20 protein-coding genes and 3 tRNA genes are annotated in these 15,616 nt (G+C 60.1%); 17 read left to right on the forward strand and 6 right to left on the reverse strand.

The window, feature by feature from the left end; all coding sequences use genetic code 11:
• The first annotated feature begins 11 nt into the window (after positions 1–11).
• From aroC to EV688_RS03625, 7 genes are all read left to right on the forward strand, one after another.
• Entirely contained in the window at positions 12–1,124 is a 1,113-nt protein-coding gene (aroC, locus tag EV688_RS03595; RefSeq protein ID WP_117314689.1) for a chorismate synthase, read from the forward strand.
• Positions 1,124–1,360 carry a hypothetical protein gene (locus EV688_RS03600; protein ID WP_117314690.1) on the forward strand — a complete coding sequence of 79 codons (237 nt, stop codon included), beginning with the start codon at positions 1,124–1,126 and terminating at the stop codon, positions 1,358–1,360. The genes aroC and EV688_RS03600 overlap by 1 nt, the downstream gene beginning before the upstream one ends.
• Positions 1,361–1,571: 211 nt before the next feature.
• On the forward strand, positions 1,572–2,372 hold the full coding sequence (locus tag EV688_RS03605; RefSeq protein WP_117314691.1) for a class I SAM-dependent methyltransferase: 801 nt from the start codon (positions 1,572–1,574) through the stop codon (positions 2,370–2,372).
• A 3-nt stretch (positions 2,373–2,375) separates the two neighbouring features.
• On the forward strand, positions 2,376–2,624 hold the full coding sequence (locus EV688_RS03610) for a YheU family protein (protein WP_117314692.1): 249 nt from the start codon (positions 2,376–2,378) through the stop codon (positions 2,622–2,624).
• Positions 2,621–2,875: a sulfurtransferase TusA gene (gene tusA, locus EV688_RS03615; protein WP_117314693.1), complete on the forward strand. Its 255-nt coding sequence runs from the start codon at positions 2,621–2,623 to the stop codon at positions 2,873–2,875. Before EV688_RS03610 ends, tusA begins: the two co-directional genes overlap by 4 nt.
• The gene (locus EV688_RS03620) at positions 2,872–3,408 is read left to right on the forward strand and encodes an elongation factor P hydroxylase (RefSeq protein WP_117314694.1); all 537 of its coding nucleotides are present in this window, start codon (positions 2,872–2,874) and stop codon (positions 3,406–3,408) included. The genes tusA and EV688_RS03620 overlap by 4 nt, the downstream gene beginning before the upstream one ends.
• Positions 3,405–4,556, forward strand: coding sequence for a 4-phosphoerythronate dehydrogenase (locus EV688_RS03625; RefSeq protein WP_117314695.1), 1,152 nt, complete (start codon positions 3,405–3,407; stop codon positions 4,554–4,556). The genes EV688_RS03620 and EV688_RS03625 overlap by 4 nt, the downstream gene beginning before the upstream one ends.
• A 32-nt stretch (positions 4,557–4,588) precedes the next feature.
• Here EV688_RS03625 and EV688_RS03630 read toward each other — a convergent pair.
• From EV688_RS03630 to EV688_RS17530, 3 genes are all read right to left on the reverse strand, one after another.
• Positions 4,589–4,664 (reverse strand) — tRNA-Gly (locus EV688_RS03630).
• Between the two features lie 130 nt (positions 4,665–4,794).
• Positions 4,795–4,870 (reverse strand) — tRNA-Glu (locus tag EV688_RS03640).
• A 51-nt stretch (positions 4,871–4,921) separates the two neighbouring features.
• On the reverse strand, positions 4,922–5,239 hold the full coding sequence (locus EV688_RS17530) for a PA2817 family protein (RefSeq protein ID WP_205686458.1): 318 nt from the start codon (positions 5,237–5,239) through the stop codon (positions 4,922–4,924).
• A gap of 89 nt (positions 5,240–5,328) precedes the next feature.
• Here EV688_RS17530 and EV688_RS03650 point away from each other — a divergent pair, with 89 nt between their 5' ends.
• From EV688_RS03650 to EV688_RS03675, 6 genes are all read left to right on the forward strand, one after another.
• Positions 5,329–6,246, forward strand: a complete 918-nt coding sequence (locus tag EV688_RS03650; RefSeq protein WP_117314792.1) for an ABC transporter ATP-binding protein — start codon at positions 5,329–5,331, stop codon at positions 6,244–6,246.
• Complete coding sequence (locus EV688_RS03655; RefSeq protein WP_117314696.1) at positions 6,243–7,016, forward strand: ABC transporter permease; 774 nt, start codon at positions 6,243–6,245, stop codon at positions 7,014–7,016. The genes EV688_RS03650 and EV688_RS03655 overlap by 4 nt, the downstream gene beginning before the upstream one ends.
• Position 7,017: 1 nt before the next feature.
• A complete protein-coding gene (gene queF, locus EV688_RS03660) occupies positions 7,018–7,854 on the forward strand; it encodes an NADPH-dependent 7-cyano-7-deazaguanine reductase QueF (RefSeq protein WP_205686459.1) in 837 nt (278 codons plus the stop codon).
• Positions 7,855–7,893: 39 nt separating this feature from the next.
• Positions 7,894–7,981 (forward strand) — tRNA-Ser (locus EV688_RS03665).
• Between the two features lie 284 nt (positions 7,982–8,265).
• Entirely contained in the window at positions 8,266–8,517 is a 252-nt protein-coding gene (locus EV688_RS03670; RefSeq protein ID WP_117314697.1) for a hypothetical protein, read from the forward strand.
• Positions 8,514–9,209 (forward strand): helix-turn-helix domain-containing protein, encoded by a 696-nt coding sequence (locus EV688_RS03675; protein WP_117314698.1) that lies wholly within the window; start codon positions 8,514–8,516, stop codon positions 9,207–9,209. Before EV688_RS03670 ends, EV688_RS03675 begins: the two co-directional genes overlap by 4 nt.
• A gap of 151 nt (positions 9,210–9,360) precedes the next feature.
• On the opposite strand, the gene EV688_RS03680 is transcribed toward EV688_RS03675, so the two are convergent.
• A complete protein-coding gene (locus EV688_RS03680; protein WP_117314699.1) occupies positions 9,361–9,621 on the reverse strand; it encodes a hypothetical protein in 261 nt (86 codons plus the stop codon).
• 1,179 nt (positions 9,622–10,800) lie between these two features.
• On the opposite strand from EV688_RS03680, the gene EV688_RS03685 reads away from it, so the two are divergent.
• The 4 genes from EV688_RS03685 to EV688_RS03700 all read left to right on the forward strand — a co-directional run bounded on the left by EV688_RS03685 (position 10,801) and on the right by EV688_RS03700 (position 13,271).
• Entirely contained in the window at positions 10,801–11,400 is a 600-nt protein-coding gene (locus EV688_RS03685; RefSeq protein WP_131917540.1) for an RNA polymerase sigma factor, read from the forward strand.
• On the forward strand, positions 11,394–12,206 hold the full coding sequence (locus EV688_RS03690) for a peroxidase-related enzyme (protein ID WP_117314702.1): 813 nt from the start codon (positions 11,394–11,396) through the stop codon (positions 12,204–12,206). The genes EV688_RS03685 and EV688_RS03690 overlap by 7 nt, the downstream gene beginning before the upstream one ends.
• 63 nt (positions 12,207–12,269) lie before the next feature.
• Entirely contained in the window at positions 12,270–12,662 is a 393-nt protein-coding gene (locus EV688_RS03695; RefSeq protein WP_117314703.1) for a hypothetical protein, read from the forward strand.
• Between the two features lie 39 nt (positions 12,663–12,701).
• On the forward strand, positions 12,702–13,271 hold the full coding sequence (locus tag EV688_RS03700; protein WP_117314704.1) for a carboxymuconolactone decarboxylase family protein: 570 nt from the start codon (positions 12,702–12,704) through the stop codon (positions 13,269–13,271).
• A gap of 51 nt (positions 13,272–13,322) precedes the next feature.
• On the opposite strand, the gene EV688_RS03705 is transcribed toward EV688_RS03700, so the two are convergent.
• The gene (locus EV688_RS03705; RefSeq protein WP_117314705.1) at positions 13,323–13,958 is read right to left on the reverse strand and encodes an ATP-binding cassette domain-containing protein; all 636 of its coding nucleotides are present in this window, start codon (positions 13,956–13,958) and stop codon (positions 13,323–13,325) included.
• The gene (locus tag EV688_RS03710; RefSeq protein WP_205686460.1) at positions 13,951–15,579 is read right to left on the reverse strand and encodes an ABC transporter permease; all 1,629 of its coding nucleotides are present in this window, start codon (positions 15,577–15,579) and stop codon (positions 13,951–13,953) included. Before EV688_RS03710 ends, EV688_RS03705 begins: the two co-directional genes overlap by 8 nt.
• Positions 15,580–15,616: the final 37 nt, after the last annotated feature.

Below are 15,616 nucleotides of genomic sequence, written 5' to 3' on the forward strand. Positions count from 1 at the left end.
AGAGGCACTGCATGTCTGGAAATACCTTTGGCAAGCTGTTTAGCGTTACCACCTTCGGGGAGAGCCATGGTCCCGCCCTGGGCTGCGTCGTGGATGGCTGTCCTCCCGGCATGGCGCTGGACAGTTCCGACCTGCAGTCTGACCTCGACCGGCGCAAGCCCGGAACGTCGCGTTTCACCACCCAGCGACGGGAACAGGATGAGGTTCGCATTCTGTCAGGGGTGTTTGACGGCCGGACCACGGGCACTCCGATTGGCCTGCTGATCGAAAACACCGATCAGCGCTCGAAAGACTACTCGGATATCCGCGATACCTTCCGGCCGGCACATGCGGACTATACCTATCAGCAGAAGTACGGGTTTCGCGACTATCGTGGCGGTGGTCGTTCATCGGCGCGGGAAACGGCGATGCGTGTTGCCGCGGGAGCCATTGCGAAGAAGTATCTTGCGGAGCACTGCGGCATTCGCGTGCGCGGCTATCTGAAGCAGCTCGGCCCCATTGTTGCAAAGAGACTCGACTGGGACAGCGTGGAGGGCAACCCGTTTTTCTGTCCCGACCCGGATCGGGTGGCGGATATGGAGGCCTACATGGCGGCGCTCAACAAGCGCGGCGATTCTGTTGGCGCGCGCATCAATGTCGTGGCGACCGGCATGATGCCCGGCCTCGGCGAGCCGGTATTCGACCGCCTGGATGCTGATATTGCCGCCGCCATGATGAGCATCAACGCGGTCAAGGGTGTGGAAATAGGAGCTGGATTTGCCAGCGTCGAACAGCAGGGCAGCGAGCACCGGGATGAAATGACGCCGCAGGGCTTTCTCAGCAATCATGCCGGCGGCGTCCTGGGCGGCATCTCCAGTGGCCAGGATATTCTGGTCAGCCTCGCGCTCAAGCCCACATCGAGTATCCGACTGCCGGGCGCCAGTGTCGATACCGCTGGCAATCCCATCGAGGTGGTCACGCGAGGCCGCCACGATCCCTGTGTCGGGATTCGGGCGACACCCATTGCAGAGGCCATGCTGGCACTGGTCCTGATTGACCACCTGATGCGCCATCGGGCACAGAATGCGGGTGTCGACTCGAAAACCCCTGTGTTGCCTGCCTCACCGGCGGGGAGTTCGACCTGATGCTTTTCCGTCGCAAGCGGCGCAGCCATGGGCGTACCGTGTTTCTCGGTCTCTGCGCCATGGGCATATTGCTGTGGGCCTCGGTGTACCGTTTCAACGTACCGGCGGACGTGCTGAAGGAGTACTTTCTCGCAACGCTGGCCGCGATGGGCCTCGTCGTGCTGCTGGCCGCTCTCTGTGCGTTGCTCTTCCTGGGTATCCGGCAGCTCCTGCGTCGACGGCGCGAACAGGATTGAGTACCACCATCACAGGCGGTGTACGGTGGGGTAGACAGTGTCCCGCGCTGTCATACGGCATCCGTATGGACCTCGTGCCGGCGGCGGCCCGGAACGATCATTCGGGACGAAAGTCGAACGTCTGCAGGAATTGCAGTGCTGCCGCTCCACATTGAACGCGCAAGAACGTATATTCAGGCGTGGAATTCATCAACTTCACAAGGTGTCCGTTATGTTGAAAACAGGTTTGATTGCCCTATCACTTGCGCTGGCCGTGCCCGCGCAGGCCGCACTCGACTGGGATGCCGCCTTGAGCGGAGAGCATCGCAGCGAGAAAAACGCCGCGCGTGACGAGTATCGGCATCCCCGTGAAACCCTCGAGTTTTTCGGGCTGCGTGAAGGCATGACCGTAGTGGAGCTTTCACCGGGCGGTGGCTGGTACACCGAGGTGCTCGCGCCGCTGATGGCGGACAACGGGCGCTATTATGCGGCTCACGGCAGCGTCAACGGGGGGGCCTACGCGCGTCGCTCGCTGGGTTCCTACCTGGTCAAGCTGGGCGAGGATGACGATACCTACGGTCGCGTCATGGTATCGGAACTCAGCCCGCCCAACGCCATGGCAATAGCCCCCGAGGGTAGCGCAGACCTGGTTCTGGCATTTCGCAATATCCACACCTGGATGCGTGCCGGCGTGCTCGACGAGGTTCTGGAAAGCGTCTTTGCGGCACTCAAGCCCGGCGGCGTGTTTGGCGTCGTCCAGCACCGGGGTCCCGAGGGCAACAGTATTGACGACATGAAGAACACCGCCTATGTTACTGAAGATTATGTGATTTCTGCAGTCGAGGCGGCCGGGTTCACCCTTGCCGATCGCTCCGAAGTCAACGCGAATCCAAAGGATACAGCGGACTACGAAAACGGCGTATGGACACTGCCACCATCACTGACCCTGGGTGACGAAGACCGTGAGCGTTATCTGGCGATCGGTGAAAGTGATCGTATGACCCTGAAGTTCACCAAGCCTGCGGCGGAGTAGTTGTTGGCCGACTTTGTGCGCGTGCCCCCGGAGCGTCTCCCGCCGGAGACGCTGACGGCATTGCTGGAAGAGTATGCGAGCCGCGACGGCACCGACTACGGGCACTACGATATCAGCCTGGAGGAGAAGCGTGACCAACTGCTGTCACGTCTCTCCGCCGGCGATCTACAGCTACTCTACGACGTGGACAGCGAGCATTGGGATCTGGTGCACAGGGACCGCGCCCGTGAATTGCTGGCAGACGACAAATGAACCGACCCCTGCAAGAAACCCACGACCACCTGCTGGATGCTACCGGTCTACTGTGTCCCGAACCCGTGATGCTGATGCACAATCGCATGCGGGATTTGTCGGTGGACGATATTCTTCTGGTGCTGGCCACGGATCCGTCTACCCGGCGCGATATTCCGGATTTCTGCCGCTTTCTCGGTCACGAACTGCTGGACGAGGAAGAAGTTGATGGCACCTATCGCTATCGGGTGCGCAAGCAAGGAAACGCGTGAACGCCGCCCGGCTGGAATTCCTGTTCGATAACGTATTTGCCACCACCTGCAATACGGTTCTGCGCGGTGGTGCGAAGGAGCCACTGTATGAGCCTGCGTGCGCCGATGCTCCCGCGCAGATCAACTACCGCGACGACTTCGTCTCCAGCGCTCTGCATGAAGTCGCGCACTGGTGCATTGCCGGCGCGGCCCGACGCAGGCAGGTGGACTACGGCTACTGGTACTCGCCGGACGGACGCTCTCGTCAGGAACAGTGGGACTTTGAGCGTGTGGAGGCCCGGCCACAGGCACTTGAGTGGGTATTTTCCCAGTGCTGCGGTGTTCCGTTTGCCCTCAGCCTGGATAATCTCTCCGGTGACGTTGACCCGGCGGACCGGCTGCGCTTTGCCGGTGAGGTCGTACGCCAGGCCGAGACCTTTCTCGCCGTCGGCCTGCCGCCGCGCGCGGACCGTTTCTGTGCCGCAGTGCGAAAAGACATCGGGCAAACTGAACCACGGGAAAGCATGGCGTTCAGCTTGCAGCGTATTCTGTGAGAATTGTTGCCGATGAGAATATTCCCGGTCTCGAGGGCCTCGCCGCAAGCGTCTCTGCAGACCTGCGGCGCCTTCCAGGGCGCAGCATCACTGCGACTGAGGTGCATAATGCCGATGCACTGCTGATTCGCTCCGTGACACGGGTTGACGCGGGCCTGATCGACAGTGCCCCCCGACTGCGCTTTGTCGGTACCGCAACCAGCGGCCATGATCACATTGATCGGCAACGGCTGATGGATCGTGGTATTGCCTTTGCCCATGCTCCCGGCTCGAACGCACGATCGGTGATCGAGTATGTGCTGGCCGCCATCGCCGAGACCGACGACTTTCTCGAACGCCTGTTTGCCGGTGGTCGGGTGGGTATTGTTGGCTACGGAAACATCGGGCAGCGCCTCGGGCGCTGCCTCGACGGCCTGGGCATTGACTGGAGCGTCAGCGATCCGTGGAAGGAGCCGGCGGGAATACCGAACGCGGCACCGCTTGCGCACGTCCTGTCAGCCGATGTCGTTACCCTGCACACCGAGCTTACAGAGGCGATGCCCTTTCCGAGTTGTCACCTGCTGAACCGGCGCACCCTTGCGTGTCTCTCCAGCCGCACACTGCTGATCAACGCCAGCCGAGGCGCGGTCGTGGATAATATAGCGCTACGCGGGCGGCTGGATGCCGTGGATGCGCCGCTTGCCGTGCTGGATGTCTGGGAGAACGAGCCGATGCCCGATACGGATCTGCTGGCGAGGCTGCGCTTTGGCAGTGCGCACATTGCGGGCTACAGCTGGGATGGCAAGCTGCTGGCGACGCGTATGTTGCTGGCGGAAATGGCCGCTGCGCTGTCGATCACGCCGCCGGTATCTCAGTCAGAAGCGGCGCCGGCCCTGGACGTTGCTGCCGGGCACACGGATAGCGCAGGGTTTGTCCGTGCGCTGCTGTCCCAGCGCTATCGTGTTGCGGAGGATGACAGGCTTTTGCGCGAGGCAATGCATGCGGCGCAATCCGCAGAGTCGAAGGGCCGGGCGTTTGACTCGCTGCGTCGCTCTTACCGGCAGCGCAGGGAGCTCGCCGGCAGTGCGGTCGATGGGCGGCGATTCAATAACAACCAGCGCCGACTGGTGACATCGCTTGGGGTGATCATCGAGGATGGGGCTGGATAGACGTGCGGTTAGAGACGGGTGAGTGCGGATGATGGAGCGGGAAACCGGGTTCGAACCGGCGACCTCAACCTTGGCAAGGTTGCGCTCTACCAACTGAGCTATTCCCGCTGAACTGCGTTGTTGCCTATGTCTGCGTGGTCGCCGGTACCCGGCGAGGCTGGGCGCCCCCCCCACAACCTTGGCAAGGTTGCGCTCTACCAACTGAGCTATTCCCGCTGACGTGTTCCCGCGAAAAGAGTGGCGTCCCCTAGGGGGTTCGAACCCCTGTTACCGCCGTGAAAGGGCGGTGTCCTAGGCCACTAGACGAAGGGGACGCAAAGGTCTCTTTCAAGAGCGGCGCATTGTAGAAAAGGCGTCGGGTCTGGTCAAGCGTTATCGGCGAAACGTTGTTCAAATTCTGCAATTTCTTCATCCGGCATGTAATGCAGGCATTCCCCGCCGAAAAACCACAGCAGCTCTCGTGGAAAAGTGGGCGCAAAGTCCGGGTAGGTAGTGAACAGTCGCGACACCAGGGCCGGACCCTCGAGATACCTGTCGCGTTCCCCGCCGGCGATCGCGGCAAAATCCATCGCCAGCTCCCGCAGGCTGTCGTTCGCGGGTAGCTCCCGTGTCCTGGTGGTGAAATCGTCAGCAAAGCTGGACAGCAGGCCCAGGCAGTATTCTCTGTAGTCGCTATCGTTCATAGGCTCCTCGTTGTCAGTGGCGGGCACTGTCGTTACCCCGTGGCTTTGCGGGTACAATGATGCCCTTTGCAGTCTACAAAGGATTTTCCATGGTCGCGGCGCTCAACATCGAAAACCTGCGCAAAGTCTACGGTGATGGTTTTGAAGCCCTGAAGGGAATCAGCATGGAAGTGAAGCAGGGCGACTTCTTCGCGCTGCTCGGCCCCAACGGTGCTGGCAAGTCCACCACCATCGGCATCATCTGCTCCCTGGTCAGCAAAAGCGCCGGTAGCGTATCGGTTTACGGCGTTGACATCGACAAGGATTTCCCCGGCGCGAAAAAGAACCTCGGCGTTGTGCCGCAGGAATTCAATTTCAACATGTTCGAGAAAGTCGGCGATATCCTGGTGAATCAGGCTGGTTATTACGGGCTGCCCCGCGCACTGGCCGCTGAGCGTGCCGAGAAATACCTGCGGGAACTCGGCCTGTGGGAAAAACGCGACTCGCCGTCCCGGATGCTCTCCGGCGGCATGAAGCGGCGCCTGATGATCGCCCGCGCCCTGGTCCATGAGCCGCGACTGCTGATCCTGGACGAGCCCACGGCGGGTGTGGATATCGAGATGCGCCGCAGCATGTGGGACTTCCTTAAGAAGATCAACGAGGCAGGAACCACCATTATTCTCACGACGCATTACCTGGAGGAAGCCGAGGCGCTATGCCGGAATATCGCCATCATCAATAATGGGGATATAGTCGAGCATACGTCCATCAGGGACCTGCTGCGGCGCCTGCATCGCGAGGTTTTCATTTTTGATACTGCCGAGGCCTTGCCCGAGCTTGTCGAAGTCGAGGGTTTCTATGTGCGGCGGGTGGACGACAGCACACTTGAAATCGAAGTCGAGAAGGGACAGCACATCAACGACGTTTTTGCCGGTCTCGATCTGGCGGGTATTCGTGTAACCAGCATGCGCAATCGGGCTAACAGGTTAGAGGAGATGTTTGTCAATCTGGTGGAGGCGGCGGCATGAGTTACGCCGAGCAGTTTGTCGCCCTGATGACGCTTCTGCGCAAGGAAGTGCGGCGCTTCCTGCGTATCTGGCCGCAGACCCTGCTGCCATCGGCTATCACCATGTCCCTTTATTTTGTCATTTTCGGGTCACTGATCGGTGCGCGCATCGGCGAGATGGGTGGTTTCGACTACATGGAATTTGTCGTTCCCGGCCTGATCATGATGGCGATTGTCACCAACTCCTACGCCAACGTGGTGTCTTCTTTTTTCGGGTCCAAGTTCAACCACAGCATTGAAGAACTGTTGGTGTCGCCCACTCCCAACTACATCATTTTGCTCGGCTTCATACTGGGTGGCATCACGCGGGGGCTGCTGGTGGCGTTCATCGTTACCTGCGTGTCGATGTTCTTCACGCGTTTGCCGATCTACAGTGTGGGGATTGTGATTGGCGTGGTTATCTTCACCTCCACGCTGTTCGCGCTGGCGGGTTTTATCAACGGGGTGTTTGCCAACAACTTTGACGATATCAGTATCGTGCCGACCTTCGTGCTGACGCCGCTTACCTATCTTGGTGGCGTTTTCTATTCTCTCGATATGCTGTCCGACTTCTGGGCCGGTGTCTCCCAGCTGAATCCGCTGGTGTATGTCGTCAACGCTTTTCGTTACGGCGTGCTTGGGGTGTCCGATGTCAGCGTCGGTTTTGCGTTTCTGATGATCGGTGGCTTTACGGTAATCGCGTTCTTCTACAGCCTGCACCTGCTCAATAGCGGGAAACGGCTGAGACAGTAGCGTGTCGGGCACACCGGAAGCGCGAGGGGAGCTGCTGCTCGGAAGACAGGTCGAGTACACGGATGTGTACACGCCGCAGCTGTTGCAGCCGATCCCGAGGCAGCAGGGCCGAGCGGCTCTTGGCCTGGAGAGTGGTGCCCTGAGTTTCTACGGCGAGGATGTCTGGCACGCTTACGAGCTGTCCTGGCTCGATCCCGGCGGCAGGCCCCGCGTTGCAGCGGCTCGGCTGGTCATTCCCGCGTTTTCCCCCAACCTTGTGGAGTCGAAGTCGCTCAAGCTGTATCTGAACTCGGTCAATAATACGGTGTTTCGCGATGAAACCGCTCTGCAAAGGACGCTGGCAGACGATATTTCGGCGGCAGTCGGCGCTGCTGTAGAACTGGAGCTGCTGTCCTGCGACGATCCAAACCTTGCGGGCATCCAGGCGCCGGGGGAATGCATCGATGGTGCTGCGTTCTCAGCGCCGGAGGGTGAGCCCAGCGCGAGCCTGTTGCTGCGCTCTACCCCGGAGAGCATCGTCACGCAGGTACTGCATTCACATCTGCTGCGGTCCCTGTGCCCGGTGACGGCGCAGCCGGACTGGGCGACATTGGTCGTCAAATACACGGGTCCTCTGCTGGACCCGGCGTCACTGCTTCAGTATGTCGTGGCGTTCAGGCGCCACCAGGAATTCCACGAGCAGTGCGTGGAGCGGATTTTCTGCGATATCCGCGCTGCACTGTCGCCGGAGGCACTTTCTGTGCACGCGCTGTATACCCGTCGCGGTGGTCTCGATATCTGCCCCTGGCGCAGCACCGAAGGCGGCGCCGCCCCACGTTTTCGGCTCAATCGGCAATAGACGCGGACACCCCATGTTGTGCTATGATTCGCGCCCTACGGTGAGGTGGCCGAGTGGTCGAAGGCGCACGCCTGGAAAGTGTGTAACGGGCAACCGTTCGAGAGTTCGAATCTCTCCCTCACCGCCATTACTTCAATAAAATCAATAAGTTACAATATATAAAATTTCCAGCCTACCAAACTGCCTACCAATAAATAAATAGTACTTTCGCTGATTCGCGCAAAAAAATGATCTTTGTTGGAGCCACTGGCCCACCGACAACTTTTTGAACCGGCGAAACCAGACCAGGTTACGTTAGTCCTGCAGTAATGCCCGAAACTGTGCCCGGGCTGGACTCGGTTATCACGGGTTCACTAAGGCGTCGCGAGGTTACCTTCTGCCTACGCTCATGAGAGCCAATCAGGAAAGGCCATGGAAGGCAAACACAACTCCGCGCAGGGTGACTTCGCGGCACAACTCACGGAGCGTTTCGGCCTCCTGCTTACGCAAAAGCAGCTTGCTGAACTGCTCGGACGCAGTACCGGTGGACTGCGCTACAGCCTGTGCTCTCCAAGCGATGCCCGCACTCGGGCCCTCAAGGCCTGCGGCTGCCGGATCGGCCGGCGCGTCTACTACCCCGCGATCGAGGTCGCCCGCATCATCAGCGTCGCGGACGACGAGTGACGCAGACCATCCGGCGGGCTGCGCGGCGCCACCAGTACGTTATTGTCGATCCGCGCGCCGTTGAGGACGTCCGCCTGTCCTGGGCGGCGCGCGGACTGCTGGCGTACCTGCTGTCGCGACCCAATGACTGGCGCGTGCTTGTAAACGACCTGAAGAAGCGCGGCGACCTCAGACGTGACGGCATCTATAAACTGTTGCGGGAACTGCGCACCGCCGGCTACGTGTCCTTCGAACCCACGCGGGATTGCCGCGGGCGCACGCGCGGAGGAACCTACATTGTCTCAGAAGTACCGCATACGGCTTTGCCGGAAGCGGTCACGCCGGATACGGCATCGCCGCGTCCGGCAGATCCGGGAGCATTACCTACTACAGACTTTCACTCATTAACTACTACAATAACTACACCGACTACCACACAGCGACAGGTCAAAGAAGGCGCGATGGGCGAGTGCCTGCAATTCCCCGACTGGTTGCAGGAAGACATTAAGATCAAAGCGCTGCGTCTGCTCAGCGGTTTTGATTCGGCGGCTGCTCAGCTCGTCATCGACGAGTGGACAGGTGCCTGGGCGGCGGGTGAGATCCGGGTATCAGAACTTGGTTACCTGAACGCGCTGGTAAAGTGCTGTCGGGACGGGACCATGAGCCCGCGTCATGCAGTGCAGGGCCATTCCCTGGTTGACAATGATCGCTAGTTTTCTGCACTGCCAATGAAGAGATCGTCTTCAACATAGCGGCAACGGCAGAGGGTCTGTCAGCCGACCACGCTGCGGCGACTGCGCCCTTGCCGGTCTGTTTGACCTGAATTCCTGGAAATACGGTTCGAGGAGAGCGCCTCGTTCCTGTCTAACCGGCTTCCTCCAGGTTGACCACTCTCAATCGCAGCGCGTTGGCAATGACACTATCCGCCAGCGCCGCGGGAATCATGCCCGCTGGCATATACTGGCTGAATACGACCTCGGAGCCCAGCACGGCGGCAACACGCGATGCGCCGCTCAGGAACCCGCGGCGCGACAGCGAATTACTCCGCCTGCCAAGGAGTTGCCAGTCTGCGCGCTCCGGATCGCTCGCGTACAATTCGTGCAGGCCGACGGTCTTGCGCAGCATACGGTTCCTCCCTCCGACAACACGAGCATAGGGAAGCACATGCCGGAAGTCGACCGGGACCCGATCTTGAATCAATGGGGCGGCTCGTTAAGCCGACTAGATTCACTCCTCAGTGCAGTTGTTCAGTTGGTGGTTCTGGTTTCTCAAGGTGTAAGCACGCTCTGGTAAGTGTTTCTGACCATCCGGTGGGCCGCAGCCAACCAGATCCGAAATCCGGCCTGGGTCTCGGGACACCACTCCCGTTCAACCTGAAAGTGCCTGAACTCAGGCAACACCGGCTCTCCCCTGTTGGGGATGGTTCCGGCGCAAACCAACTGACCCTCTATGGGCCGCATTGACGCTGCATCACCTCCTTATGGATGTGCTGGGTTAAAGAAAGGACTTGCGGTTAGGCATTACCTCCGTTGAGTAAGACGAAAAAAGCTTCGTCGTGTTGATGGGAATCGCATCGATACCATTGCGGCCATCGGTGTGTGCTAGGTTGGAGCCATGGGCGGGTGCCCGGGTTAGAAGTCGACCTTGGGGTCGGTGCGTTGAATGTGGACCGGAATCTTTCGACCCCCGCGCTAATTCTGGTCCGAGAGCGCATGCCCGTTTCGACGTGCTGTCGAGGGTGGGCGACCCTTTGCCACTGAGCCGCAGTGGCCACGGGTTGTTCGGACGTTGTGGCAAGCAGAATAGTTGCAGATCACTCGCCCGTCACTTCGAAATTCCGCCCGCAGGCCGCGCGGTTACTGGCGTTGCCGCCCGTGTCACTACCCCGCTTCGCTCGCTAGTGACACGGGCGGCGTACCGGCGGAGCAGGACCAGCGCCAGGATGCCCTGGCACAGGCCGTGGCAAAGGCTGGTCGCGTGGTGCGCGCTACGACATTTGACAGCTGGTGGGGGACCGATCGTGACGCGTCCGGTGCTTATTACAGTGTAATCAGCACCGGGTACGCGCCGATCGGTGCCTTCTCCCCGGATGTTTGCGGTGCAGTCCTGAGCAGGCATATCAGGCTGCTCGGATTCTTGTTGATTCTCGCTCGCTCGATCGTCTCCTGGCTTCTCGACCGCCGGGAGCGGTGCAATCTAAAGTGTGTACACACCTGGTTGCTCGCATTGTGGCCCGCTGAACTCAATGGTAGCGTGACGCATCTTCTTTTTGAGCAATGAAAGGATGGTGCCTTGCAGGACGACATGTCTCAAGCCGCGCTGGTTGACGCTATGCGCGCAGGCGACGAAGCTGCTTTTTCGCAAGCCGTTCGCTGCTATACCCCGTCCATGCTGGCGGCAGTCTGGGGGCTCTGTGATCCAGCGACCGCCGAGGACGTCGTTCAGGAGAGCTGGCTTCGGGTCATCGAAGCCATACACGGCTTTGAGGCAAGGGCGACGCTGAAAACCTGGCTCTGCAGCATTGCCGTAAACGAGGCACGGCAGCGATTGCGGAAATCCCGGCGCGAGATTCCCATGGACCTCGATTCCGCCTCCGCATCGCCAATGGAGGAGCGATTTACCTCCGGCGGCGCCTGGCTTGTACCACCCACAGCATGGGCAGAGCACGCTGTTGAAAGCCTGCTCGAGCGCGATAGTCTTCAGCAGTGTCTGGAGAAGCACATCGCTGCACTGAGCGAGGACCAGCGCAGTGTGCTGGCCCTGCGCGACATTCAGCAAATGCCGGTCGAGGATATCTGTAACATTCTGCAGTTGAGCCACTCTAATCTTCGTGTGTTGCTGCATCGTGCACGACACAGAATATTTGCCATGGTCGATCATTTTATGGAGACGGGAGAATGCTGAATTGTCGCGACGTGGCGGAACGTCTTGATGCACTGCAGGAATCGGATGACGCTGTACTGGATATCGCTTCCTTGGAAACTCATTTGACCGGCTGCGCGGCCTGCCGCGCCCTGGCGTCGAATTTACAGAGTACTCGCGAGTTGCTGCAGCGCACGACGCCGCCCGCTGCGGTGGCAGACGACGCTATGCTGCGGCGCATCGAATCAGCGGTTTTTGATCGCCTCGATAGTCAAGCAAAGAATCCGACGCGACCGCGCCTGCACCTGATACAGGGTTCGGGAGGCCGCGAGGAAGAGGGCGGTAGTGACGAAGTCGAGGCAATCTTCGATGAGATTAGAACGGCCATGGGCTCCGTGTCCAATATGTTCCGGGCCTACGCGAGACACCCCGCCATACTCTCCGCCACCTGGGAGCGTGTCAAAAGCGTCATGCTGCAAGGGACACTACCTTCGACCCTGAAGGAAGCGATCGCCGTCGTCATCTCTCACGATAATCACTGCAATTACTGCGTCGAGCATCACTCGAGAAACCTCGCGTCTCTCGGTATGGACCGAGCAGAAATAGCGCGATTGCTTGCAGACCCGCTGGCGGGCAACTTCACGCCGAAAGAACGCGCCCTTCTTGTACTTGCTCGGCAGGCCAACGGCGATCCCCACGGCGCTTCAGTCGAGACCCTGAACCTTGCGCGCAGGACGGGTGCGAATGACCTTGAAATCATCGAGGCGCTCGCCGTCATGGAGTTGTTCACCTCGCTTAACCGGTTCCTCAATACGCTGGACATTCCTCTGGAGGCGGCTGCAGGCTGAAAAGCCGCATCGACGGGAGCGCGAGCAGCACATCAGACACTAACGCATAAAAGGGATTTTCGTATGTCAGACACGCGTATCGCCAATGCACTGTTCACACTCCGCCTTGGCGTCTTCATCGTCATGCTTATGTGGACGCTGGACAAGTTCGTAAACCCGCAGCACAGCGCTGCGGTGTTTGATAATTTCTACGGCCTGAGCAATATGGGCACAGGACTGTTTATGGTGCTCGGTGCGTTGCAGCTCGTGTTGGTGCTGGCTTTTATCGCCGGTTTCAAGAAACGCTTCACCTACGGCGCCGTTTTTCTGCTGCATGCGGTATCGACGCTTTCTTCCTGGCAGCAGTATCTGGATGGCTTCAACAATCTGTTGTTTTTTGCTGCCTGGCCCATGCTGGCGGCCTGCTACGCGCTGTATATCCTGCGGGACATGGATACGCGATGGACTCTCGATTAAGCACCTTGGACTGAATCTCTCACTTTCCGGAGAAAAGATATGTCGCGATTTCCCTCATTGCCGTCCCCACCGCAGCTCAGTGATGCCCTGAAACAGTTTGGGCGCGGAATCTGGCCGCTGATGACCTTCCATGACGAGGTGCTGCGGGGCCAGTCAGATTGGAGTGTCGCCGACCGCGAACTGATGGCGGCCTACGTTTCCGCTGTCAACGCATGCGGCTTCTGCCATGGTGCCCATAGGCAGATCGCAGAGATACAGGGCATTGACCCCGCGCTGTTCGACGACGTTATTGCGGATCCGGAATCAGCAGCGCTAGCGCCTGACCTGGCGGCGGTGCTGACCTACATCGGTAAGCTCACACGGGAGCCTGCGAGGATCACCGATGCCGACGCGGCGGCGGTCTTCGCCGCAGGTGTCAGCGAGCAGGGTCTGTTTGACGCGATCACTATCTGCGCGCTGTTCAACTTCATGAATCGGATCGTGGAAGGTGTCGGTGTGACAGGCACGGCATCGGCCCTTGAAGCGACGCGCGCGCGTCATGAGGAGGTGCGCGACAGCGCGGAGCCCTACCAGGCTTTTGCGCGCTCATTGGGATTTTCTGCCGAGTGAGATGGCATCGTGCTACCAGACGGCTGTGCCGCTGGGCCGTCCGGGAAACGCTCACTGACCCAAAGTCAAAATCACACCACCCGCAGTCTGCGCGTCATCTGCATCATGCGTCACCATCAACACAGGCAAATGCCTGGCCCGTGCGCGGTCAAACACCAGATCGCGGACCTGCGTCCGGCGCGATGCATCCAGCCGCGAAAAGGGTTCATCCAGCAACAACGCAGATGGCTCCGACAGAAGCATCCGCATGAGGGATACACGCGCCTTCTGCCCGCCAGAGAGCGTGGCCGGATCGCGGTCTGCAAAACCGCTCAGACCCACCTCTGCCAGGGCGTTCGCGATTCTTGCCTTTCGCTCCCCGGCGGTACCGCCGGGCTGCATGCCAAAGGCCAGGTTGGCGCCGACGGACAGATGTGGAAACAGCAGGTCATCCTGAAACAGGATACCCACCCGCCGCTGGTGCGGGGGGGCATGAGTAATGTCGCGACCATCGAGCCAGGCCTCCCCCGTCGCGCTGAACACAGGTGCCAGTGTCCCGGTGATGAACGCCAGCAAGGTCGATTTTCCGATTCCAGAAGGTCCCATGACCGTCAGTACCTCACCGGGTCTGATGTCATGCGACAGTGACAGGAGTGTCTTGCCCCCTTTCGCAATCACCACCTGTCTGAGCGACAGCCCCTTATCCATGCTGCAGTCCCTTTCTGTTGCGCCAGACCAGCGTAGGCAGGAGCAGCGCTAGCGCGAAGGGTACCAGGGCCGCGCCCGTCTGCATCAGACCATAGACCGCAATTGCCCGGCGGTCCCCACCGGACGCCAGGGACACCGCCTCGGTCGTCAGCGTTGCCACGCGGCCACCCCCGATCAGCAATGTCGGCAGATATTGCCCGACAGATACGGCCAGGCCGACCGCCAGGGCAGTCAGGATCGGGCGTAACAGCATCGGCAAGCGAACGCGCCACAGTACCCCGTCCGGGCTGGCTAGCAGAGCCGTCGCAATCGTGCTCATCCGCTTGTCCCAGGCCCGAAATGGATCTGCCAGTGAAAGAAAGACATAGGGCAACACAAATACCAGATGCGCGAGAATGACCGGCAGCCGCCCTACATCAGCGCCTAATGCAAGCATCAAGGTCTGCAATCCGGGCAGGAATGCCGTCTGCGGAATCAACAGGGGCAGGTACAGTAGCCACACCGTGCGCCGGGTTAACGACAGGTCATAGCGGTATTCCGCCTCCAGGCAGCCTATGGTCAGAATCAATGCGGCAGAGGTCACAACGCCAGCGATCAGGGCAGTCTCGCCTAGCGCATCAAGGGTACCGGGACCGAAGCGCGCCCAGTTGTACAGCGTAAATGCATCAGGAAAAGCGTCCGGGAACCCCCAGAAACCCGCAAAAGACCAGATTGCGAGAACTGCCAGCCCCAACAGCACAAGCAGCGCCGAACCGCCCCCTGCCATCAGGCTCACCCGCGCGATGACAGTGTCCCAACCGCCGCGGCTCCCACGGGCGATCCAGCGCTGGCCAAGCGCAGCGGCAAGCACCTCACCCATGCGCCAGAACAGCAGCGCACCGAGCACAAGACCCAGCTGCAAAAGCGCCCCCGCCGCCGCTACCAGACGCATCGCAAGATCAGGGTCTGACATCCACTTGACGATCTGCACCGACAGGGACGGTGGTGTGTTTGGACCCAGGATGATGGCCACATCAACAACCGACATCGAATAAGCCAGTACCACGTAAACCGGTGGCCTGATCTGGGCATAAATGCGCGGAAACACGGTCTTGAGCCAGCCGGTGACACGCCCATAGCCCAGTGCCTGAGCAACAGTGACACTCCGCTGCGACTCGGCCTGACCCAGTGCGGCCAGGGTGAGAAGCAGCAGAAATGGAATTTCCTTCATGATGAGTCCGGCGGTCATGGTCAGGCCCCATGTGTCCTGCACGATTAACAGATCGGGTGGACGGACCCATCCGGTCACGACCGGAGAGGCGAGCCGGGCCAGCCACCCCGAGGGTGCGATCAGGAACGCAAGGCCAAAGGCGGCCGCCGCATGGGGCACTGACAGGAGCGGTGAGAGCAAGCGTTCCAGCGTGCGAAACGCCCAGGTTCCGGACCAGCCGGCGGTCACCAGCATGACGATGAGGAGCGAGATCGACGTGGCAAGCAAGCCTGTCGAGATGGACAGCATCATCGCGCGCGGTAGTCCGCCCCACTCAAACAGGTCGTAAAACGCTGTCAGCGTTGGGCCCGTCAGACCGGCCACCGGAAGATGACCGAAGGCGGGCAGCAGCGTGCCTAACAAGCCAGCCACGACCGGCCCCAGCATCGCAAGCAGGGTCAAGGCAGGC

Source organism: Chromatocurvus halotolerans (assembly GCF_004340525.1).
In the GTDB taxonomy this organism is placed as follows: Bacteria; Pseudomonadota; Gammaproteobacteria; order Pseudomonadales; family Halieaceae; genus Chromatocurvus; species Chromatocurvus halotolerans.